This is a genomic window from Duganella sp. GW821-FHT07F09 (assembly GCF_059418705.1).
In genome coordinates this window covers 1-22,339 of the sequence record NZ_JBWKQJ010000016.1, presented here as the reverse complement: position 1 = coordinate 22,339, position 22,339 = coordinate 1, and the positions used below count along the sequence as shown (strand labels likewise).

The 22,339-nt window shown below is 63.7% G+C and carries 18 protein-coding genes; 11 read left to right on the top strand and 7 right to left on the bottom strand.

Features of this window, described 5'->3' with window-relative positions; all coding sequences use genetic code 11:
- Positions 1 to 187 precede the first annotated feature (187 nt).
- A complete protein-coding gene (locus AC07P1_RS30235) occupies positions 188 to 2,554 on the top strand; it encodes a penicillin-binding protein 1A (protein ID WP_494699305.1) in 2,367 nt (788 codons plus the stop codon).
- 19 nt (positions 2,555 to 2,573) lie between these two features.
- Here the strand turns inward: AC07P1_RS30235 and cyaY are convergent, their stop codons facing one another.
- Positions 2,574 to 2,912, bottom strand: coding sequence for an iron donor protein CyaY (cyaY, locus tag AC07P1_RS30230; RefSeq protein ID WP_315219170.1), 339 nt, complete (start codon positions 2,910 to 2,912; stop codon positions 2,574 to 2,576).
- Positions 2,913 to 2,952: 40 nt separating this feature from the next.
- Between cyaY and lptM the strand changes: the two genes are divergently transcribed.
- From lptM to AC07P1_RS30205, 5 genes are all read left to right on the top strand, one after another.
- Positions 2,953 to 3,219, top strand: coding sequence for an LPS translocon maturation chaperone LptM (gene lptM, locus AC07P1_RS30225; protein ID WP_494699304.1), 267 nt, complete (start codon positions 2,953 to 2,955; stop codon positions 3,217 to 3,219).
- Between the two features lie 5 nt (positions 3,220 to 3,224).
- Entirely contained in the window at positions 3,225 to 4,502 is a 1,278-nt protein-coding gene (lysA, locus tag AC07P1_RS30220; RefSeq protein ID WP_494699303.1) for a diaminopimelate decarboxylase, read from the top strand.
- 86 nt (positions 4,503 to 4,588) lie between these two features.
- Positions 4,589 to 5,743 carry an AraC family transcriptional regulator gene (locus AC07P1_RS30215; RefSeq protein ID WP_494699302.1) on the top strand — a complete coding sequence of 385 codons (1,155 nt, stop codon included), beginning with the start codon at positions 4,589 to 4,591 and terminating at the stop codon, positions 5,741 to 5,743.
- A gap of 120 nt (positions 5,744 to 5,863) precedes the next feature.
- Positions 5,864 to 7,486: a GH39 family glycosyl hydrolase gene (locus tag AC07P1_RS30210; protein WP_494699301.1), complete on the top strand. Its 1,623-nt coding sequence runs from the start codon at positions 5,864 to 5,866 to the stop codon at positions 7,484 to 7,486.
- An 84-nt stretch (positions 7,487 to 7,570) separates the two neighbouring features.
- Positions 7,571 to 9,193 (top strand): family 43 glycosylhydrolase, encoded by a 1,623-nt coding sequence (locus AC07P1_RS30205; RefSeq protein WP_494699300.1) that lies wholly within the window; start codon positions 7,571 to 7,573, stop codon positions 9,191 to 9,193.
- A gap of 115 nt (positions 9,194 to 9,308) precedes the next feature.
- Here AC07P1_RS30205 and msrQ read toward each other — a convergent pair whose 3' ends face one another.
- The 5 genes from msrQ to AC07P1_RS30180 form a co-directional block, all read right to left on the bottom strand.
- Positions 9,309 to 9,923 carry a protein-methionine-sulfoxide reductase heme-binding subunit MsrQ gene (gene msrQ / locus AC07P1_RS30200; RefSeq protein ID WP_494699299.1) on the bottom strand — a complete coding sequence of 205 codons (615 nt, stop codon included), beginning with the start codon at positions 9,921 to 9,923 and terminating at the stop codon, positions 9,309 to 9,311.
- 2 nt (positions 9,924 to 9,925) lie between these two features.
- Entirely contained in the window at positions 9,926 to 10,903 is a 978-nt protein-coding gene (gene msrP, locus AC07P1_RS30195) for a protein-methionine-sulfoxide reductase catalytic subunit MsrP (protein ID WP_494699298.1), read from the bottom strand.
- A gap of 228 nt (positions 10,904 to 11,131) precedes the next feature.
- Entirely contained in the window at positions 11,132 to 12,286 is a 1,155-nt protein-coding gene (gene ccsB / locus AC07P1_RS30190; protein WP_494699297.1) for a c-type cytochrome biogenesis protein CcsB, read from the bottom strand.
- Between the two features lie 41 nt (positions 12,287 to 12,327).
- Entirely contained in the window at positions 12,328 to 14,415 is a 2,088-nt protein-coding gene (locus AC07P1_RS30185; protein ID WP_494699296.1) for a cytochrome c biogenesis protein ResB, read from the bottom strand.
- Positions 14,416 to 14,545: 130 nt separating this feature from the next.
- The gene (locus AC07P1_RS30180) at positions 14,546 to 15,214 is read right to left on the bottom strand and encodes a c-type cytochrome (protein WP_315219160.1); all 669 of its coding nucleotides are present in this window, start codon (positions 15,212 to 15,214) and stop codon (positions 14,546 to 14,548) included.
- Between the two features lie 147 nt (positions 15,215 to 15,361).
- On the opposite strand from AC07P1_RS30180, the gene yihA reads away from it, so the two are divergent.
- The gene (gene yihA / locus AC07P1_RS30175) at positions 15,362 to 16,093 is read left to right on the top strand and encodes a ribosome biogenesis GTP-binding protein YihA/YsxC (protein WP_494699295.1); all 732 of its coding nucleotides are present in this window, start codon (positions 15,362 to 15,364) and stop codon (positions 16,091 to 16,093) included.
- Between the two features lie 49 nt (positions 16,094 to 16,142).
- Entirely contained in the window at positions 16,143 to 17,159 is a 1,017-nt protein-coding gene (hemB, locus tag AC07P1_RS30170; RefSeq protein ID WP_494699294.1) for a porphobilinogen synthase, read from the top strand.
- A gap of 90 nt (positions 17,160 to 17,249) precedes the next feature.
- Here the strand turns inward: hemB and acpA are convergent, their stop codons facing one another.
- Positions 17,250 to 19,391 carry an acid phosphatase gene (gene acpA, locus AC07P1_RS30165; RefSeq protein ID WP_494699293.1) on the bottom strand — a complete coding sequence of 714 codons (2,142 nt, stop codon included), beginning with the start codon at positions 19,389 to 19,391 and terminating at the stop codon, positions 17,250 to 17,252.
- Between the two features lie 146 nt (positions 19,392 to 19,537).
- Here acpA and AC07P1_RS30160 point away from each other — a divergent pair, with 146 nt between their 5' ends.
- The 3 genes from AC07P1_RS30160 (at position 19,538) to AC07P1_RS30150 (ending at position 22,175) form a co-directional block, all read left to right on the top strand.
- A complete protein-coding gene (locus AC07P1_RS30160) occupies positions 19,538 to 20,809 on the top strand; it encodes a cytochrome-c peroxidase (RefSeq protein WP_494699292.1) in 1,272 nt (423 codons plus the stop codon).
- A 110-nt stretch (positions 20,810 to 20,919) separates the two neighbouring features.
- Positions 20,920 to 21,504: a TetR/AcrR family transcriptional regulator gene (locus AC07P1_RS30155; protein WP_494699291.1), complete on the top strand. Its 585-nt coding sequence runs from the start codon at positions 20,920 to 20,922 to the stop codon at positions 21,502 to 21,504.
- A gap of 95 nt (positions 21,505 to 21,599) precedes the next feature.
- Positions 21,600 to 22,175 carry a DUF308 domain-containing protein gene (locus AC07P1_RS30150; RefSeq protein ID WP_494699290.1) on the top strand — a complete coding sequence of 192 codons (576 nt, stop codon included), beginning with the start codon at positions 21,600 to 21,602 and terminating at the stop codon, positions 22,173 to 22,175.
- The last annotated feature ends 164 nt before the right edge of the window (positions 22,176 to 22,339 follow it).

Sequence of the window (22,339 nt, the reverse complement as noted above, 5' to 3'; positions counted from 1 at the left end):
TTTCTACTGTGCACGATTGTTACAGTGTGAGACTTTCGCCACACTTATTGTTGACCGCGTGGCAGCAAAAACAACTCCGTTGTTTTGTTGATCATAGGAAAGTATTTCTGTCGCAAGGCACGGCGCGCCGTAGGGGTTTGCGCTCGCTTATAATGCTTCGCACTCATAACAGAAAGATCGCACCGCAATGGCTTCCTCCAATTCGGCACCGCCACCCTCCTCCGACAAGTCCTCGGGCAAAAAGACCGGCAAGAAACCGGGCAAATCGCCCACCCGCTGGCTGCTGATGGCCGGCCTGTCGGTGCTCGGCCTGGGCGTCGGCGCCGTGCTGCTGGTCGTGTTCGGCCTGGCGATGGCCTATCCCAACCTGCCGGAACTGGACACCTTGACCGACTACCGCCCCAAAATGCCGCTGCGCATCTTCTCGGCCGACAACGTGCTGATCGGCGAGTTCGGCGAGGAGCGCCGCAACCTGGTGCGCATCAAGGACATCCCGGACGTGATGAAAAAGGCCGTGCTGGCGATCGAGGACGACCGCTTCTACCAGCACGGCGGCATCGACTACACCGGCATCCTGCGGGCGGCCGTGCACAACGCCACCGGCGGCGCCAAACAGGGCGCCTCGACCATCACCCAGCAGGTGGCCCGCAATTTCTTCCTGTCGAGCGAGCAGACGCTCAAGCGCAAGGCCTATGAGATCCTGCTGGCGTGGAAGATCGAAAAGAACCTGACCAAGGACCAGATCCTCGAGGTCTATATGAACCAGATCTACCTGGGCCAGCGCGCCTACGGCTTCTCGTCGGCGGCGCAGATCTACTTCGGCAAGAACCTGCGCGACATCACCGTGGCCGAGGCCGCCATGCTGGCCGGCCTGCCGAAGGCGCCGTCGGCCTACAACCCGGTGGTCAACCCGAAACGCGCCAAAACCCGCCAACAGTACATCCTGCAGCGCATGCACGCGTTGGGCTATATCACGGACGCGCAGTTCGAGACCGCCAAGGCCGAGCCGCTGAAGGTCAAGACCGACAGCAGCGAATTCGGCGTGCACGCCGAATATGTTGCGGAAATGGCACGCCAGCTGGTCTATGAACAGTTCAAGGAGGACACCTACACGCGCGGCCTGAACGTGTTCACCACCATCACCAAGGCCGACCAGGACGCCGCCTACCTGGCGCTGCGCAAGGGCGTCATGGACTACGAGCGCCGCCACGCCTACCGCGGCCCGGAGGCGTATATCGACATCCCGGCCAACAAGGAGGAGGCCGACGACGTCATCGAGACCGAGCTGGCCGACCACCCGGACAGCGACGACATCGTCGCCGCCATGGTGCTCAAGGCCACGCCGCAGCAGATCGTCGCCGTCACCGCCTCCGGCGAGGAGATCAAGATCGCCGGCGCCGGCCTGGAGATGGGCCGCTCGTGGCTGTCGGAAAAAGCCTTGCCGAACAAGCGCATCCGCCGTGGCGCGGTGATCCGCGTGATGCAGGAGGGCAAGGACTGGGAAGTGACGCAGATGCCGCAGATCGAATCGGCCTTCGTTGCCGCCAGCACCGAGGACGGCGCCATCAAGGCCATGGTCGGCGGCTTCGACTACAACCGCAACAAGTTCAACCACGTCACCCAGGCCTGGCGCCAGCCGGGCTCGTCGTTCAAACCGTTCATCTACTCGGCCTCGCTCGAGCGCGGCCTGTCGCCGTCGACCATCATCAACGACGCGCCGATCTCGTTCGACGCCGGCCAGACCGGCGGCCAGGCCTGGGAGCCGAAGAACTACGACGGCAAGTACGAGGGACCGATGACGATGCGGCGCGGCCTGACCAAGTCCAAGAACATGATCTCGATCCGCATCCTGCACAAGATCGGCGCCAAGTACGGCCAGGAATACACCACCCGCTTCGGCTTCGACGCCGACAAGAACCCGCCGTATTTGACGCTGGCGCTGGGCGCGGGCAACGTCACGCCGCTGCAGATGGCCGGCGCCTACTCGGTGTTCGCCAACGGCGGCTACAAGGTCAGCCCCTACCTGATCTCCAAGGTGACCGACGCCGACGGCAAGATCCTGTCGCAGGCCAATCCGGACCGGGCCGGCGACGAGAAGAACCGCGTCATCGACGAGCGCAACGCCTTCCTGATGGACAGCATGCTCAAGGACGTGGTGCGCTTCGGCACGGCGGCCAAGGCGCTCTCGCTCAAGCGGCCCGACATCTCCGGCAAGACCGGCACCACCAACGACTCGATCGACGCCTGGTTCGCCGGCTACCAGCCCAAGCTGGTGGGCATCGCCTGGATCGGCTACGACCAGCCTAAGAACCTGGGCAACCGCGAGACCGGCGGCGGCCTGGCGCTGCCGATCTGGATCAATTTCATGCAGAAGGCGCTGAAGAACATCCCGATCGAGGAACGGGCCGTGCCGGAAGGGGTGATGCTGGTGGGCGACGAGTACTACTACGCGGAGAATCCGCCGGGCACGGGCGTGCATAACATCGACGGCGCCGCCCAGGGCACGCCGGCCGAGGAAAAGGCCAAGGACGCCGTCAAGAACGAGTTGTTCTGACGGCGCTGGCGGCGGGCGCTTACGCCTTCGGTGCCACCACCACCGGGGCGCCGCCCTGGGCGGTGACGATCTCCGACAGCGCCGCGAACAGCTCGGAGCCGTCGCGGGTGTTGAGCCACTTGCCATCCTTCTGGCGGTAGTGGAAACCGCCCGAGCGGGCCGCCACCCACAACTCCTGCATCGCCGCCTGGCTGTTGACGATGACCTTGGAACCGTTGTCGATGAACTCGATTTCCAGCACATTGCCACTGCGGCTGCATTCGACGTCGACCATGTCGTCGTCGTTCAATTGGTCCAAGGCCGCCTCGATCGCGTCGAGGGTGGCTTCGGCCTGCGCCAGGAATTCTGATTCGCCCATGCTACACTCCAATAATCTATAGTCAATCCATGATTTTATCGTGAAGTCCTCTTTTCGTTTGTTTATCGGCACCATTACCCTGGCGCTAACCGTGTTATTGAGCGGCTGCGGCCAAACCGGCCCGCTGTACCTGCCCAAACCGACCGCCAAGCCAGCCAAGAGCGGCGCGGCCAAGGTAACGCCCGCCGGCACCCCGGCCACTGTCACGCCGGTCGCGCCATCCGACACGTTGCCCGGCGCGCCCGCCACACCGGTTCCCGTGACGCCGTCCCCGGTTCCGTCCACTCTCCCAGCACCCCAACAATAATTCCTATGTCGCAATTTTCGTATCAAGACGGCGTGCTGCACGCCGAAGGCGTCGCGCTGAGCGCCATCGCCGAACAGTTCGGCACGCCGACCTATGTGTACTCGAAGGCGGCGCTGCTGGCCAACTTCGCCTCCTATGCCGACGCCTGCGCCGGGCGCGACGCGCTGGTCTGCTACGCCATGAAGGCCAATTCCAACCTGGCCATCCTGGACCTGCTGGCACGCCAGGGCGCCGGCTTCGACATCGTCTCCGGCGGCGAGCTGCTGCGCGTGCTGGCCGCCGGCGGCGACCCGCGCAAGGTGATCTTCTCCGGCGTGGGCAAGAGCGCCGACGAGATGCGCCTGGCGCTGTCGCACGACATCCTGTGCTTCAACGTCGAGTCGATCCCCGAGCTGCACCGCCTCAACGAGGTGGCCGGCGCCATGGGCAAGACCGCGCGCGTGTCGCTGCGCGTGAACCCCAACGTCGACCCCAAGACCCACCCGTACATCGCCACCGGCCTCAAGGCGAGCAAGTTCGGCGTCGCCTTCGACGACGCGCTGGCCACCTACCGCACCGCCGCCACCTTGCCGCACCTGGAAGTGGCCGGCATCGACTGCCACATCGGCTCGCAGCTGCTGGACGACGCGCCGCTGCTGGAGGCGCTCGACCGCTTGATCGAGCTGATCGATAAACTGGGCGACGAGGGCATCGTGCTGCACCACGTCGACATCGGCGGCGGCATCGGCATCGACTACCGCGAGGCGGGCGAGGCCGCGCCGGTGCGGGTGGGCGACTACCTGGGCCGCCTGTTCGCCAAGATCGACGCCTGGCGCGCGGCGCGCCACGACGGCAAGGCCATCAAGGTGATCTTCGAGCCGGGCCGCTCCATCGTCGGCGACACCGGCGTGCTGCTGACCCGGGTCGAATTCCTCAAGCACGGCGAAGAGAAGAACTTCTGCGTGGTCGACGCCGCCATGAACGACATGGCCCGTCCGGCGCTGTACCAGGCCTGGATGGACATGCAGCCGGTGGCGATCGGCAACGCCGATGCGCTGACCTATGACGTGGTCGGCCCGATCTGCGAGTCCGGCGACTGGCTGGCGCGCGACCGCCAACTGGCGGTGGCCGCCGGCGACCTGCTGGTGATGCACACGGCCGGCGCCTACGGCATGACGATGGCGTCGAACTACAACACGCGCGGGCGCGCCGCCGAGATCATCGTCGACGGCACCGTCTGCCACGAGGTGCGCCGGCGCGAACAACCGGCCGACCTGTTCGCGCTCGAATCGCTGATCAAGTAAGCTGAAGTGCTCCCACGGAAGCCGCCCGCCGCGAGGCCGGCGGCTTCTTGCCTATCAATCCGCTGATAATCCGTGTCCGGCCATCGATGCAGGAATTCTATAAAAAGACGCTGTACGGCTTCCTCGTGCTCCTCGCGGCGAGCGTGCTGGCCGGCTACGTCGGTCTGAGCCTGAGCTATCTGCGCGCGCCGCTGCTGCCGCAGCGCGACAGCGCCCTACCCTGGCGCGTCAAACCCGACTCCGACCTGCCGCAATCGCTGGCCCGCATCGACGGCGACAGCCGGCGGCTGGGCTTCAACTTCAAGCTGTCGTCGGACGCGCGCTACCCCTTCGCCGCCGTCGGCCTGTTTTTCTCCAACCGCGACGGCACGCCGGCGCACGTGGATTTATCCCGTTACACATCGGTGGCGCTGTCGGCCCGGTGCACACCGGCCAACACCTTGAGCCTGACGGCCTCGACCCTGGAGAAAAAAGTCTCCCGGCGCGGCGACTGGCTGACCTACCGCGCGCCGTCGGCGTTTTTCTCGTGCGGCCCGAACGGTTCGACCGTCGAACTGGATCTGACGCGGCTGGAAACACCGCAATGGTGGTTCGACATGTTCAAGCTCGACCTGTCGCACCAGGCGTACAAGCTCGACCAGGTGCCCAAAATCTCCATCGGCAGCACCTTCCAAAGCCCGAAGAACGTCGAGTCCCGGGTCGAGATCGACAGCCTGGTGCTCACCGGCCGCGACTACCGCTACCTGGCGGCGCTGGCCATCATGCTGGCCGTGTGCTGGAGCGGCTTCGGCCTGTGGACGTTCCGCCGGCACACGCGCGCGCTGATCGCCGACGTCAAGGAAAAGCTGCGCAAGGATTTGCCGCTGGTCGCGTATCAGCAATTGTCGATCGAACCGCACCGCGATAAGGAAAAGGCGGCCATTCTGCGTTATATCGCCAACGGCTATGCCAACGCCGAACTCGACCTGGAACAAATCGTCGCCGAGACCGGTGTTAATCGCAATAAGATCAACGATATTCTCAAATCCGAATTCGGCCACACCTTCAGCGGATATTTAAATAAACTGCGCCTGACCGAGGCGGCCCGCCTGCTGGCGGAAAAAGAAACGGCGGCGGTCGCGGAAATCGCCTATTCGGTCGGCTATCGCAACGTTTCATATTTCAACAAGCTGTTCAAAGAAGAGTACGGATGCACGCCGAAAGCCTTCCGAACGGTGTGCGAGCGCCCGCCAGCGGACTAGCCGGCCAGTGCGGATAGCGCTAACACCAACTCAAAAATTCGTAGCAAAATCTGCATTTCCCTCGCAATTTCGCGTGGAGACGCTGGCGCAGCGCGCCCGCCGGCGTTACGCTGGGGGGTCATGCCGCGCGTTGCCGACGCGCGGTGTTCGTCCACCTTTCGAAAGCCCAAACGAATGCGTTTCAATCCACTCGCAACGATGCTGCTCAGCGCGGCCCTGGCGTTTCCATTTTACGGAAACGCACAAGATCGCGTCATCGATCTGAATGCCAAACAGGTTCAGGGAAAACTCAATAAAACCTTCAATTTCGCGATCGGCGCAGGCCGCGCCAACGAGGGGCTGCGGGCGGATTGGCAACAGCAATTGGCCGAAATAAAACGTGACGCCGGTTTTAAATATATCCGCATGCACGGTTTATTGACCGACGACATGGGCGTCTATAAAACCGACGCCAAAGGCAATGACGAATATAACTTCCAATATATCGACGCGCTGTTCGATTATCTGATCAGCATCGATGTCAAACCGTTTGTCGAGCTCGGCTTCATGCCGTCGGCCATGGCCAGCGGCGACAAAACCATCTTCTGGTGGAAGGGCAACGTCACGCCGCCGCGCAGCTACGAGCGCTGGGAAAAACTGGTCCAGGCGCTGACCAAGCACTGGACCGAGCGCTACGGCCGGGCCGAAGTGGCCAGCTGGTACTTCGAAGTCTGGAACGAGCCCAACCTCGATGGCTTCTGGGCCGGCACGCAAGCCGAGTATTTCAAGCTGTACGCCCACGCCGCGCGCGGCGTCAAGAGCGTCGACCCGAGCTACAAGGTCGGCGGTCCGGCAACGGCCGGCGCGGCCTGGATCCCGGAGATGATCGCCTACTGCAAGGAAAACAACGTCCCGCTGGACTTCGTCAGCACCCACACCTACGGCGTCGGCGAGGGTTTCCTGGACGAATACGGCACCAAGGGCACCGTGCTGATCAAGGACGAAGCGGCGATCAGCGGCGACGTGCTGCGCAACCGCAAGGAGATCGGCGCGTCCGCCATGCCGAAGCTCGAGCTGCACTACACCGAATGGAGCTCGTCGTACACGCCGGCCGATCCGACGCACGACAGCTACCACCAGGCCGCCTACATCCTGCAAAAGCTCAAGCAGGTCGGCAACGCCGCGCAATCGATGTCGTACTGGGTCTTCACCGACATCTTCGAGGAGCCGGGTCCGCGCTTCGAAGCCTTCCACGGCGGTTTCGGCCTGATGAACACGCAAGGCATCAAAAAGCCGGCCTACTTCGCCTACCAGTTCCTCAACCAGCTGGCGGACACCGAGCTGAAGAACAAAGACGCCCACTCGCTGGCGACGGTCAACGCCAAGGGCGAGGTTCAGGTGCTGCTGTGGGACTACACGCACACCTTGCCGGAAGGCACCAACAACCAGCAATACTTCGTCAAGGACCTGCCGCCCAAAGCCAAGGGCAAGGTCGACGTCAAACTGCAGGGCTTGAAGCAAGGCGTCTACAACCTGAGCATCGCGCAAGTCGGCTACCGGAAAAACGACGCCTACACCGCCTTCATCGACATGGGCTCGCCCAAGCAGCTGACCCGGCCGCAAGTGGCCGCGTTGAAGTCCGAAGCCACCGGCAAGGCGTCCGAACGCCGCACGGTGCGGGTCGGCGCCGACGGCCGCGCCAGCCTCTCGCTGCCGCTGCGCGAAAACGACGTCTACCTGCTCAAGCTAACCGCCGGCAAGTAAAACTCCGGGGTCAGGTCCACCATTTCTACACGGGCGGGGCCGTAAGGCCCCCGCCCACCTGTTTATTTTCACTGGAGACACCACGTGACCAATCAATCGCGCAGAGACGCGTTCAAAACCCTGCTGGCCGGCGCCGGCCTGGGCATCGCGCCCGGCGTCACGGCGGCGGCCGACTGCGCCACCTCGCCCGTCACCGCCGCGCCGCGCCAGTGGCGCCGGGGCATCGAAGGCCAACGCCAGGCCGACCAGGGCGACGGCACCTATATCAACCCGATCATCTCGGGCGACCATCCCGATCCGACCATCCTCAAGGACGGCAAGGATTACTATCTCACCTACTCGTCGTTCTACTCGTACCCGGGGCTGGTGATCTGGCACTCGACCGACCTGGTGAACTGGCGCCCGGTCGGCCCCTCGCTGTCGAAGCCGCTGGGCACGATCTGGGCGGTGGACCTGTGCAAGCACGACGGCAAATATTTCATTTACATCCCGGCCGCACCCGATGGCAGCGCCTGGTCGATCTACGCCATCTGGGCCGACCGCATCGAAGGCCCGTGGAGCGAGCCGGTGGACCTGAAGATCAGCGGTTGCATCGACCCCGGACACATCGTCGGCGAGGACGGCAAGCGCTACCTGTTCGTCAACGGCATCCGCAAGATCCGCCTGACCGACGACGGGCTGGCGACCGACGGACCGCTCGAGCAAGCGTACAAGCCTTGGCGCTATCCGGACGATTGGGTGGTGGAGAATTTCGCGCCGGAAGGCCCCAAGCTGCTCCGGCGCGGCAAGTGGTTCTATCTGGTCACGGCCGTCGGCGGCACGGCCGGACCGGTGACCGGCCACATGGTCATCGCCGCGCGCTCGACCTCGATCCACGGGCCGTGGGAGCATTGCCCGCACAACCCGCTGGTGCGCAGCCTCGGCACGTCCGAGCCATGGTGGTCGCGCGGCCATGCGACCCTGGTCGAGGGTCCGGCCGGCGACTGGTGGATGGTGTACCACGGCTACGAAAACGGCTACCGCACCTTGGGACGCCAGACCCTGCTCGAACCGATGGAGTGGACCGACGACGGCTGGTTCCGCGCGCTCGGCGGCGATCTGTCCAAGCCGCTGGCCAAGCCGAAGGGCGGCAAGGCCGGGACGGCCGGCCAGGCGCTGTCCGATGATTTCAAACGCAACCGCTTCGGCGTGCAGTGGGCCTTCCACGATCCGGCGCCGGACGAGATGCAGCGGGCGCTATACACCGCGCAGGGTTTGCGGATCGCCGGCCGGGGCGCCTCGCCGGCGGACAGCCGGCCGCTCACCTGCACCGTGGGCGACCGCAACTACGAGGTGGAATTGACCTTGGAGCTGAACGGCCAGGCCGAGGGCGGGCTGCTGCTGTTCTACAACCACAAGGCGTTCGTCGGGCTGGGCTTCACGCCGGAGCTGGTCAAGACGTTCGAGTATGCGGAAGAACAATCGTGGATGCGCGCCAACCGCGCGACGTCGTCGGTGCGGGTGCGCATGACCAACGACGATCATGTCGTCACGTTCCGCTACTCGCACGACAACGGCAAGACGTGGGTGTTGCACGGGCTGCGCATGGAGGTGTCCGGCATCCACCACAATGTGTTTGGCGGATTCCTGAGCTTGAAGGTGGGGATCTACAGCGCGGGCGGCGGGAGTGTGGTGCTGCGTGATTTCAGGTATCGGGCACTGACATAAGGCGACCCTCGTTGGGGACGCGCAAGCCGTCGGCGGCTCGGCAGCTTGGCGGATTACGCTTCGCTAATCCGCCCTACGTGATCCTACGATTAAGCCGCCACCGGTTGGCATCGGTTCATACCGCCTTGGCCTTGGCGCGCGCCCAGTAGACGCGCATCAGCAGCAGCGCGCCGAGGATGGTGCCGTAGATGATCGGTTCGGTGAAGTTGTGCTTGCCGGCCTTCATCCACCAGAAGTGCAGGATCGCCAGCGGCGCGATCACGTAGATCAGCCGGTGCAGCCATTGCCAGCGCTTGCCGCCCAGGCGCTTGACCATGGCGTTGGTGCTCGTTACCGCCAACGGTATCAGCAGCACGAAGGCGATGAAGCCCACCGTGATGAATGGCCGCTTGAGTACGTCCTTCCACATCTCCGCGAAGTCGAAGAAGTGATCGAACCACAGGAAGGTCATGAAGTGCAAAAAGCCGTAGAAGAACATATACAGCCCCAGCATGCGCCGCAGCTTGACCAGCCAGTTCCACTTGGTCAGCCGCCGCAGCGGCGTCACCGCCAGCGTGAAGCACAGGAAGTACAAGGTCCAGTCGCCGGTGCCGCGCGTGATGAATTCGAGCGGCTCGACCAGCTGCCCTGTCACCGTCAGGTAGACCATGCGCAGCAAGGGCACCAGCGCCAGCACGAAGACGGCGGCCTTGATCAGGCTCGCCTGCCGCGCGGTCGGATTAAAAGCCATGGCTAGAAGAACTTCTTCAAATCCATGCCGGCGTACAGCGGTGCGACATCGTTGTAGCCGTTGAACATCAAGGTCTTGCGCTTGCGCGCCAGGAAGCCGTCCTCGCCGATGCGGCGCTCGGACGCCTGCGACCAGCGCGGGTGGTCGACTTCCGGATTGACGTTGGAGTAGAAACCGTACTCGCGCGGCGCCGAGATATTCCACGACGTGCGCGGCTGGTCCTTGACGAAGCGGATCTTGACGATCGACTTGCCCGACTTGAAGCCGTATTTCCATGGCAGCACCATGCGCACCGGGGCGCCGTTCTGGTTGGCCAGGTTCTCGCCGTACATGCCCAGAGTCAGCAGCGCCAGCGGGTGGTTGGCCTCGTCGATGCGCAGGCCCTCCGTGTACGGCCAGTCGAGTACGCGGCTGCCGACGCCGGGCATTTGCTTCTTGTCGGCCAGGGTGATGAATTCGACGTACTTGGCGTTGCCGGTGGGCTCAACCTTTTTGATGATTTCGGAGAACGAGTAGCCGATCCACGGGATCACCATCGACCAGCCTTCCACGCAGCGCAGGCGGTAGACGCGCTCTTCCAGCGGCGCCAGCTTCAGCAGCGCGTCGATGTCGAGCGTCATCGGTTTCTTGACCTCGCCTTCGATGGTGACGGTCCACGGACGCGTCTTCAAGGTGCCGGCGTTTTGCGCCGGGTCGCTCTTGTCGGTGCCGAACTCGTAGAAATTGTTGTAGCTGGTGGCGTCCTTGTACGGCGTCTGCTTGTCGAGCGCCGAGTACGCCGGGTTCAGCTTGGCGGCCAGTTTGGGATTGGCTCCCTGGGCGAATGCTTCGCGGTTGGCCATTTCCAACAGCGTGGCGCTGCCCACGGCGCCCAAGGCGATCTGCTTCATGAAGCTGCGGCGCGATTCGTACAGTTCGCGCGGCGTGATTTCCGATGAGAACGGCAGGTCGATGCCGTTGGGGCTACGCTTGATCAGCATGTTGACTCCAGAAAGATGCAAAATTCAGACTCGGTTACCAATAGCCTGAACATTACACCAATCGTCGCTACCCGCTGATTACATTGCGATTACATTTCGTTGCTTAAACAGCAAGCGCGAGACGGTGACTTCGCGCTTGCCGCCGGCGGCGCATGCATGGCGGATTACGCTGCGCTAATCCGCCCTACGTGGTTTAGATGAACGCCCGGGCGCCGGCCGCGCTCGGCTTTAGAGCTTGCCGTAGGAGTGCAGGCCGGACAGGAACATGTTGACGCCCAGGAAGGCGAACGTGGTCACCAGCAGGCCCACCAGCGCCCACCACGCCGCCGGACGGCCGCGCAGGCCCGTCATCAGGCGCATGTGCAGCCAGGCCGCGTAGTTGAGCCAGACGATCAGCGCCCAGGTCTCCTTCGGGTCCCACGACCAGTAGCCGCCCCACGCCTCGGCCGCCCACAGCGCGCCGAGAATGGTGGCGATCGTGAAGAAGGCGAAGCCGGCCGAGATGGCCTTGTACATGACGTCGTCCAGCACCTCCTCCGACGGCAGGCGGTCCTTCAGGTAGCCCGAGGTCTTCAGCAGATAGGCCGCCGCGACCATCGCCGCCAGCGCGAAGTTGCCGTAGCCGATGAAGTTGGCCGGCACGTGGATTTTCATCCACCAGCTCTGCAGCGCAGGCAGCAGCGGCTGGATCTCGGCGGCGTCGCGCGAGGTGGTGTACCAGAACAGGAAGCCGATGGCGGCGCTGATGATCAGCAGCACGAACGGCCCCATCTGGCGGGTCGCGTAGCGCTGCTCGAAGTACAGGTAGAACATCGCCGTGATCAGCGAGAACAGGATGAACACTTCATACAGGTTCGACACCGGAATGTGGCCGACGTCGGCGCCGATCAGGTAGGACTCGTACCAGCGCACCATCATGCCGGTCCAGCCGAGCACGACGGCGGCCCAGCTCAGCTTGGAGCCCAGGCTGGAGATCGAGTCCGAGCGGCCGGCGAAGCCGATCCAGTAGAACAGGGTCGACAGGCAGAACATCACGCTCATCCACAGGATCGCCGACTGGCTCGACAGCATGTAGCGCAGCCAGAACTTGGTGCTGCCCATGTCGAGCTGGCCGTCGTACATCGAGATCGCCCACAGCGACAGCAGCGCCACCAGCGGCATCATCCAGCGCACCGGCTTCCAGTGCCAGCCGAGCGCGGCGAAGGTGGGCGCGGCCAGCAGCAGGATCGCCTTTTCATAGATGTCCATGAAGTGGCCGTAGCGGTTCAGGCCGAACACGGCGCCGGCCAGCAGCGCCAGCGCGAAGATCCAGTCGAACGTCGTCAATCGCTTGAAATAGCCTGGCGCCTGAATATAGGTTTGCTGAGTTTTAGTGAGTTCCATTGTGTTCTCCGGTACCGCTGGGTTTGCTCCACAAATTGCAATTATGCCGATTGTGGCAGCTTTTCTTTCAAAGTTTCAAATTCGCGCTCGAAATCGAGCGTCTTGCGCTGCGTGCTCATGGCCATCAGCGCCTCCGCGCCGTCACCCTCGTCCTTGATCCACACCCACAGCCGGCGCTCACGGATGTAGAACATCGAGAACACGCCCAGCACCAGCAGCGCGCAGCCAAGGTAGACCACGTTCTTGCCCGGTGAGCGCGTCACCTGGAACACCGACGCCTTGACCTCGACGAACTCGTCGAGCTGCAGGTACACCGGCGCGCCGTAGAAGAAGGCATCCGACAGCGCGTTGGTGGCCAGCAGCAGCCAGCGGCCGTGGTTCTCGTCGGCGCTCACCTCCGGCAGACCGGACTTGGCGCGCGCGGCCTGCCACAACTCCCACAGGCTGCCGTTGAGGATCTTCATGAACACCTCGGCGGTCTTCTCGCGGCCCGCTTCCGGCACCTTCTCCAGGAATTGCGAAATGGCCAGGAAGCCGGCCGCCTTGCTGTCGCCGGCGAACAGGGTCAGGCTTTTTTGCGCCGACGCCTCGATCTGCTCGCGCAGGGTTTCCGCGTTCGGGCCCTTCGGCGCGGCGCGCTCGGCGTAGCGTTTGGCGGCGGCGTCGCGCAGCGCCGGATCGGTCAGCGCGGCGCGCAGGCGCATCCACTCGTTGACGCTGTGGGCGTCGTCGGCCGGAATGCGCAGGAAACTGAAGGCGTCCGACGGATTCGAGCGCACGCCGGCCAGGAACACGGTGGCGCCATCGACCGTGACCGGCTGCATGTAGTTCTGGAATTCGCGCGCCTGGCCGGTCTTGTCGCGCAGCTTGTACTGCACGCTCGGGCCGACGTTCTTCAAATCCTTGTTGTTGGCGTTGCGCCCGGCCGAGCCGGTGTGCTTGTCGAGTCCCTGCGCGAACTGCTCCTGCAGGCTCTTGCCCTGCGTGACGGCGCGCGCGTCCTGGCTGGCCAGGTTCTCGACGTTGAACGGGCGGAAGCCCGACCACTCGACCGTGTACTCCTTGCCCAGCGGGGTGTTGCCGCCGACCTCGCCGGCGATGGCGAACGGCGTGGTGTCGGCGCCGGTCATCGGGAAGCCGGTCAGCTTCAGTTTGCTGCCGCCATCCTCAAAGCTGGACTGGTAGATCGCCAGCCCCTTGTATAACAACGGTTTGTTGACCTCGATGACCGCCTTGACCACCTCGCCGCTGGCATGGTCCTTGACCTCGACCTCGCTGGCGAACAGCTTGGGCATGCCGGTGCTGTAGAAGTCGATGGTGAATTTCTTCAGGTTGATCGTCACCGGCAATTCCTGGATCAGCACGCCGTCAGCGCGCTGCAGCAGCGCGCTGTCGCTCGATCCGCCCTCGGGAATCAGGGTGTTGCCACGGAAGGTGGGATTGGCCGTGCTCAGGCGGTGCTGCGGCGGCACCGCCGAGATCAAGCCACTGCCGCCGAACGGCGTCTTGCCGAGGAACCATTCCTGGAAACGGATCGGCATGTCCGAATCGAACAGCGCGCCGACGCAAATGATGACGATGGCCGAGTGCGCGAAGATATAGCCGAACTTGTTGGCCGCGCCCTGCTTGGCCGCCAGCAAGATGCCGTGGTCCTTCTCGACCAGCTTGACCTTGTAGCCGGCGTCGGCCAGGCGGGCGGCGGTTTGTTGCGCCAGCGCCGCGCGGGCCAGCGGCGCGCGCCATTGCATCTTGTGGTGGAAGTTCAGCAGCGACTGCTCGCGCACGTTCTCGCGCCAGCTGCGCATGTCCTTGATCATCTTCGGCGAGTTGCGTGCGATGCACAGCGAGGTCGACGTCACCAGCATGCCCATCAGCAGCAGGAACCACCACGCCGAATACACGGAATACAGCCCGGTCTTGTCGAACACCTCGTACCAGAACGGCCCGAACTGGTTGATGTAGTTCGGCGTCGCCTCGTTCTGCTTCATCACCGTGCCGATGACGGCGGCGATGGCGATCATCGCCAGCAGCGCGATGGCGAAGCGCATGGAGGAAATCAGTTCAACGATCTCGCCGACGATGGGGCGGCGTGTCTTCAGTTCGATACCGGTGGTGCTGGGGCTACTCATGCGTGGGACGTCTCAATAAAAGATGCAGCTACCAAGTGTATCACCCGGCACCAACAAAAAGGGCAGCCCGCTCGCGCTGCTGCCCTTGTCTATTCGCGGCGCCGCGCCAACCGGCGCGGCAAAGCCAACTTTATTTCAAGCCAGCGACGTAATCGGCGACGGCCTTCATTTCCTCGTCCGACATGCGCTGCGCGATCGTGCTCATCTGCGCGCTGTTCTTGCGGCCGCCGGACTTGAACAAGCCCAGTTGCGCGACCGTGTAATCCTGATGCTGGCCGGCGATGCGCGGATATTGCACCGGGATGCCGCCGCCGCTGGCGCCGTGACAGCTGGCGCAGGCCGGCACGTTCTTGTCGGCGATGCCGCCACGGTAGATCTTCTTGCCCAGTTCTATCGTATCCTTGTTCTTCGCGGCCCCCGGCTTGGTGGCCTGGGTGCTCAGCCAGGCCGAGATGTTGTGCTTTTCCTCGTCCGTCAGCATCTTGGCGTAGGTCGTCATCACCGGTTGATTCCGCTCCGGCGTCGTAAAGTTCACCAGTTGCTTATAAATATAACCCTCGTGCTGGGACGACAGTTTCGGATTGATGGCGATAGTCGAATTGCCGTTGGCGCCGTGGCAGGAAACGCAAGCCGGCAGGCCGCGCGCGTTGTCGCCATCGGTGTACAGGGCGCCGCCTTTGGCCGCGTCGATCTTCGGAGCGGCGGTGGCAGGCTTTTTCTCTTCGGCGGAGGCGGAGGCGGTGACTGCCAGCAGAGCGATGAGCAAGGATTTTACAAATGGTGAAAACACACGATTCATTCAAGCACCCTGAGACGAGTCTAAAAAGTTTTTTTGAAACTGTCGCCCACGCTAGCACGAAATATGCATGGCAACACTTCGTAACCACTCATTGTACAATAGCTTTCCAGCATATTTGCTCCCTTTTGTTGCATTTTTCCCCATCCCATGTCCAAACTCTGGCAAGCCCGCTTCTTTACGACCGTCAACCAATTGCGTGATCTGCCCGATACCACGGTGCCGGAAATCGCCTTTGCAGGTCGCTCCAACGCCGGCAAATCGACCGCCATCAACATCCTGTGCAACCAGAAAGGGCTGGCGTTCGCGTCCAAGACCCCGGGCCGCACCCAGCACATCAACTACTTTTCCATCGGCGGCGCGCACGTCGCGCAGCACCGCAAGGACCCGACCATCGTCGAGGAAATCGAATGCCTGCTGGTCGACTTGCCCGGCTACGGCTACGCGGAAGTGTCCGGTTCGGCCAAGCTGCACTGGCAGCGCCTGCTGGGCGACTACGTGCAGCGCCGCGAGCAACTGGCCGCACTGATCCTGATCATGGACTCGCGCCGCCCATTCACCGACCTGGATATCCAGATGCTCGAATGGTTCGCCCCGACCGGCAAGCCGATCCATTGCATTCTGACCAAGGTTGACAAGTTGAACCGCAACGAATCGGTCAACGTGCTGCGACAGGCCAAAGCCAAGCTCGACAGCTATGTGGACGAGGACGGCGAAGGCTTTCCTTTCACCGTGCAACTGTTCTCCGCGCTTAAGCGCATCGGCATCGACGAAGCCAACGACAAGATCCTGGAACTGGCCGGCGTCACCGACGAGGAAGCGGCGGCCCAGGTCGAACTGATCGAGATGGAAGACGACGTCGAACCAGACGACAAAAAATAATTCTGCGCTTTAATCCCGCCGCTTTTATTCCGCTGTAAAGGTTTTCACGATGCACACACCCCACGCCTCCGCCCAATTCCCCGGCATCCGCATGCGCCGCATGCGCCGCGACCCGTTCTCCCGCGCGCTGATGCGCGAGAACGCGGTCACGGCCTCGGACCTGATCTACCCGGTGTTCATCCTCGAAGGCACGCACCAGCGCGAGCCGGTGCTGTCGATGCCGGGTGTGGAGCGGGTCTCGGTCGACCTGTTGCTGAAGGTGGCCGAGGAATGCGTGAGCCTGGGCGTGCCGGTGCTGGCGCTGTTCCCGGTGGTCGACGTGTCGAAGAAGACGCCGGACGGCGTCGAGGCGACCAATCCGGACGGCCTGGTGCCGCGCGCCGTGCGCGCGCTGAAGCAGGCGTTCCCGCAACTGGGCATCCTGACCGACATCGCGCTCGACCCGTACACCAGCCACGGCCAGGACGGCCTGATCGACGACAACGGCTACGTCATCAACGACATCACCACCGACATGCTGATCCGCCAAGCGCTGTGCCACGCGGACGCCGGCGTCGACGTGGTGGCGCCGTCGGACATGATGGACGGGCGCATCGGCGCGATCCGCGCGGCGCTGGAGGAAAAGGGACACATCCACACGCGCATCATGGCGTATTCGGCCAAATACGCGTCGGCCTTCTACGGCCCGTTCCGCGACGCGGTCGGCTCGGCCGGCAATCTCGGCAAGGGCGACAAGAACACCTACCAGATGGACCCGGCCAATTCCGACGAGGCCCTGCGCGAAGTGGGCCTGGACCTGGCCGAGGGCGCCGACATGGTGATGGTCAAGCCTGGCATGCCGTATCTGGACATCGTGCGCCGCGTCAAGGACGAGTTCAAGGTGCCGACCTTCGCCTACCAGGTCAGCGGCGAGTACGCGATGATCAAGGCGGCCGCGCAAAACGGCTGGCTCGACCACGACAAGGTGATGATGGAATCGATGCTGGCGTTCAAGCGCGCCGGCGCCGACGCCGTGCTGACCTATTTCGCGCTGGACGTCGCGCGCCTGCTCAAGGCCGCCAAATAATCTGATCTTTCGTCCACACGAAAAAAATGGCCGGGTGCGATCCCGGCCATTTTTGTTTGTGGCACCGGTTTCCCGTGCGGCGCCGGTCGCCTACTCCTGCGGCGTCAGGGCCAGCGCCGCGCTGAAATCGCCCATCGGCTTGGCGCCGTTGGCGGCCAGCGCCTGGTCGCGCACCGTCAAGCCATCGAGCACCGGCAGGTTGAAACGATGCGTGATGGCGCGCAGGATCGAGGCCGAGTCGTACTGCGTATGATCGACCGAACCCTTCTTCACGAACGGCGACACGATGATCGCCGGCACGCGCGTGCCGGGGCCCCAACGGTCGCCCTTCGGTGGCGCGGCGTGGTCGTAGAAGCCGCCGTTCTCGTCATAGGTGACGATCACCAGCATGTTCTTCCACTGCGGACTCTGCTTCAGCTTGGCGATGACGTCGGCGATGTGGGCGTCGCCGTCGGCCACCGAGGCGTAGCCGGGGTGCTGGTTAAGGTTGCCCTGCGGCTTGTAGAACGCCACCGGCGGCAAGGTGCCGGCGGCGACGTCGGCCACGAACTGCGTGTCGTAGTCCTTCAAATGCGCCGCGCGGTAGGCCGGGTTCGCCACCGGGTCCATCTCGGCGAAGTAGTTGAACGGCTGGTGGTGGAACTGGAAGTTGGGCGGGTTGGCAAAGCTGCCGCGCGTGGCCGAGGTGGCGTTGGCGGTGGTGCTGTTCCAGGCGCCGGCGTACCAGGCCCAGTCGATGTTCTTACTGGTCAGCATGTCGCCGATGTTTTTCTGCGTTTGCGGCGGCAAGGTGTTGGCCTTGGCCGGATCGGCGTACAGGTGGCTGCCGTCGGCGCCGGCCGGGGCGTTGCTGCTCGGCTGGAACGGCGGCTGCATGGTGTTGACCGCGTAGAACATGCCGCTGGCGTCGGCCGGCGTCAAGGTGCTGTCGTTGGCGTAGGTCTGCGCGCCGTTCAGCACGCTGCCGGGCGAGGTGGCCGACGGTGTCAGGCGCACGAAGTTGCCCTTGGCGTCGACGTCGATCTTCGAGATCGAGCCTGCCGCCACCGACTTGTCGGCGTTCGGGTATTGCGGCGCGCAAGCGCAGATCAAATACTGGTGGGTCAGGAACGAGCCGCCGAAGGCGCCGATGAACAGGTTGTCGGCCAGCGCGTACTGCCTGGCGATGTCCCACATCTTCATCTTGCTGCCGTCGTAGTAACCCATGGTCAGGCCGCCGGCATCCGAATACAGGGCGAACTTGTCGTTGGCGCCGCCGTTGATCTGCATCTGGTTGTTGTAGTAGCGGTGCACCAGGTCGCGCGTGATGACCGACTGCGGTATCGCGATCGGGCTGTTGACGTCGTCGATCTGGAATGGCTTGTTCGGCAGGTTGGCCGACTGCGCCTGCGTGATCACCAGGCTCTGGCCGGCTGCGGTCATGCCGCCCCAGGTCGGCGGCAGCACCGGCAGGGTGCTGTTGTCGGCATCCTTCTGCGCCACATAGCCGCCGGTCGAGCTCGGGTTGACGCCGGGCACGCCATTCGCGCCAGGGAACAGGCCGTACAGATTGTCGAAGCCCCGGTTCTCCGCGTAGATGACGACGATGTTCTTGATGTTGCCCAGCGCGGCGCCGGCGCTGATGGCGTTGGCCACGTCGGCACTGGCGCTCTGCGTGCCGGCGGCGGCGATGACGGCGGTGAAGTTGTCGTTCTCGGCTTTCAGCTTGGCCTGGTCGTCGCCGGAAACCTTGTTGACGTCGGCCAGCAGATTGCTTTCGGCCACGCCGATGCGGGCCGCCAGCTGGGCGCTGGCCTTGGCGAAGTCGCCGCCGTTGGCGTCCATGATCGCGCTCAGCTCGGTGCTGACGGCATCGATGATGCCGGTGTGGCCGTTCGGCGCACGGAACACCAGCTTCTGCGTGACCTTGGTGCCGGCGTCGCCCGGCGCGTCGTGGCGGATGGCGTCGGTACCGACGGTGACCAGCAGCTGGCCACTGTTGGTGCCGGTGACCTTGAAGCTGCCGTCGGCGCCGGTGCGCACGCTGCCAGAATTGCTGTCGCAGGTCAGCTTGGCGCTGGTGCTTTCCAGGCAGACCGAGGCGTTTTCGTAGTAACTGCCAACCACCTGGCCGGACAGGGTGGGCACATCGCCGTCGGAGGAACTGCCGCAAGCGATCAGGCCGGCGCCGATGCCGGCCGCCAACAGCAGCAATGGCAGCGGCCGCAGGGCGGTTTTCAGTTTGGATGTCATGTTCTTGCCTCGAGGGTGGGATGAAAGCGGCTCATGCTAGGCGGCGAATATGTCAGGACGATGAAATGGAATGGCCGGAAACGTATCGTTTTGTATCGTTTTCTAACAGTCATGTAGTGGTCATGTCATATTGGTAGTCTGAGCACATGAAAATTATTTATGCACTTTTACTGACCATGCTGCTGGGTGCCTGCCAGCGCGCGACGGCCCCCTCATCCGCCACGCCCGCCGCAGTGACACAACCCTCTGCCGATGCGCCGCGAGCCGCCTACGCGCCGCCGGCCGGACGGCGGCCGACGGTACCCGAGCTGACCGAGCTCGGGCGTGCCATGTTCAACGACGCCAGCCTGTCGGCGTCGGGCAAGCTGTCCTGCGCCAGCTGCCACAGTCCCGACAACGCCTACGGTCCCGACAACAATCTGGCGGCGCAGCTGGGCGGCGCCGACGGCAAGACCGAAGGCACGCGCGCGACGCCGTCGCTGCGCTACATCCAGAACGCCCCCGCCTTCAGCGAGCACTACCATGACGACGACGGCGACGACAGCACCGACGCCGGCCCCACCGGCGGCCACGACTGGGACGGCCGCGCGCGGTCGGCGCACGAGCAGGCGCTGGGGCCGCTTCTGTCGGCGCGCGAGATGGGCAACAAGGACGAGGCGGCGGTGCTGGCGCGGCTGCGGGCCAGTCCGCTGGCGGCGAAGTTCAAGGAGGTGTACGGCGAAGACATCTTCGCCCGGCCCAACGCCGCCTTGCAGGGCGCGCTGATGGCGCTGGAGGTGTTCCAGGAAAGCCCGGCCGATTTCTATCCCTACAGCAGCAAGTACGACGCGTTCCTGCGCAAGCAGGCCACGCTGTCGGCGCCGGAGTTGCGTGGGCTGCAGGTGTTCAACGACGAAACCAAGGGCAACTGCGCGTCCTGCCACATCAGCCGCATCTCGCCGGGCGGCGTGTTCCCGCAGTTCACCGACTATGGCTTGATCAACATCGGCGTGCCGCGCAACCGCAAGCTGCTGGTCAACGCCGACCCGCGCCACTACGACCTCGGCCTGTGCGGCCCGGACCGCACCGACCTCAAGGACCACAAGGAATATTGCGGCCGCTTCAAAACGCCATCGCTACGCAACGTCGCGCTACGCAAGGCCTACTTCCACAATGGCAGCTTTAGCCGACTGGAGGACGTGGTGCGCTTCTACGCCACGCGCGATACGACGCCGATGAAGTGGTACAAGGATCGCAAGTTCGACGACCAGCCGGCCGGGCTGGAGGCCAACGTCAACATGGACGCGCCGTTCGGCGGCCGCCCGGGCGGCGCGCCGTCCCTGAGCGAACGCGACATCGCCGACCTGGTGGCCTTCCTCAACACCCTGACCGACGGCTACCGGCAAGGCGCATCGCCCGTTTCGACACGGCAGCCGTAATTCCCAGCGAGGCGCGAGAACTAGTCGCCCGGCGACAGCGGTGTCACCGGTCAGGACCGCTATCCAAATAGTTCTTGACCAGCCTACCTACTAGAAGGTAGCATTCACGCATGAGTAAATTATCCAATACCGCCGAAGAAATCGTCTCCTGTGCACGGGGACTGATCATCGCCGGAGGCTATAACGGCTTCAGCTACGCCGATATCGCCGAGGTGGTCGGTATACGCAAGGCCAGCATCCACCACCATTTCCCGAACAAGGTGGATCTGGTCAAGGCGCTCGTGGTGCAACACCGCCAAGCCACGGAGGAAGGGCTGGGCCATCTCCAGCAAGCCATTGCCGATCCGGTGGAGCAGCTGCGCGCGTACATCCAGCACTGGTCGAAATGCATCGAAGATCTGAGCGCGCCGTTTTGCGTCTGCGCCCTGCTGGCGGGCGAATTGCCAATTTTGCCGGAAGAGGTGGCGATCGAAGTGCGCGCCCACTTCCGGTTCCTCTCGGGTTGGCTGGCCTCGGTGCTCGCCGAGGCGATACGGCGAGGAACGATCCAGGCGGCCTACACGCCGCAGGTCGAGGCGGAGATCTTCATGGCCACGGTTCACGGCGCGATGCTGTCGGCGCGCGCCTATGGCGACGGCTCGATGTTCGGCACCATCGCCAGCGCCCAGTTGGCGCGGTATTTATCGCAACCGTAGTTTCATCGAGCCGCTAAGCGCTGATGCGCTTAGGGATCGGTTTTTTTAACCTCAATACCTACCAACTAGTAGGTAGCACATAAACGGAAAATATTATGTCTCAGCAAGTAAATATCAACATCCCGGCGGCGCAGGAAAACTGGCTCAACCGCTACTACTATGTCCGCGCGGCTTTTTCGGCGCTATGGCTCATCGCGGCGATAACGATAGGCAAAAACTCGGCTACCGCCAGCGCGCTGCTGCTGATCGGCTATCCGGCATGGGACGCGCTGGCCAATTTCATCGACGGCAAACGCAGCGGCGGGCTGGCGCGGAACCGTACCCAGCTGATCAACGTCCTCGTGAGCCTTGCCGTCGCGTTGGCGATCGCGGTCAGCCTGCCGGACATGCACCGGGTGTTGGTTGTGTTCGGCGCCTGGGCCATCGGGTCAGGATTGCTGCAGCTCGGCACCGCGCTGCGCCGCTGGAAAAGCCACGGCGCGCAATGGGCGATGATACTGAGCGGCGCGCAATCGGCGCTTGCCGGAGCGTTCTTCATCTCCCAAGCCCAGTTGCCGGCGGAGCCATCGATCGCCACCGTCGCCGGCTACGCAGGTTTCGGCGCGTTCTACTTCCTGGTCTCGGCGCTGTCGCTGAGCATCGCCGCGCGGCGCCGCCAGCGCACAGCGTAACAGCCGGGGGTCAGGTCCGACATTCGGACAAAAGACGAAAATTTGGAACTTTCGAACGGAGGGAAAGTTCCAAAATGTCCGAATGTCGGACCTGACCCTGAGCCTTCCCCTCAAATATTGCTTGTAAACAGAGTGGGTACCTGTTAACTTTCAATCCTAAAAAC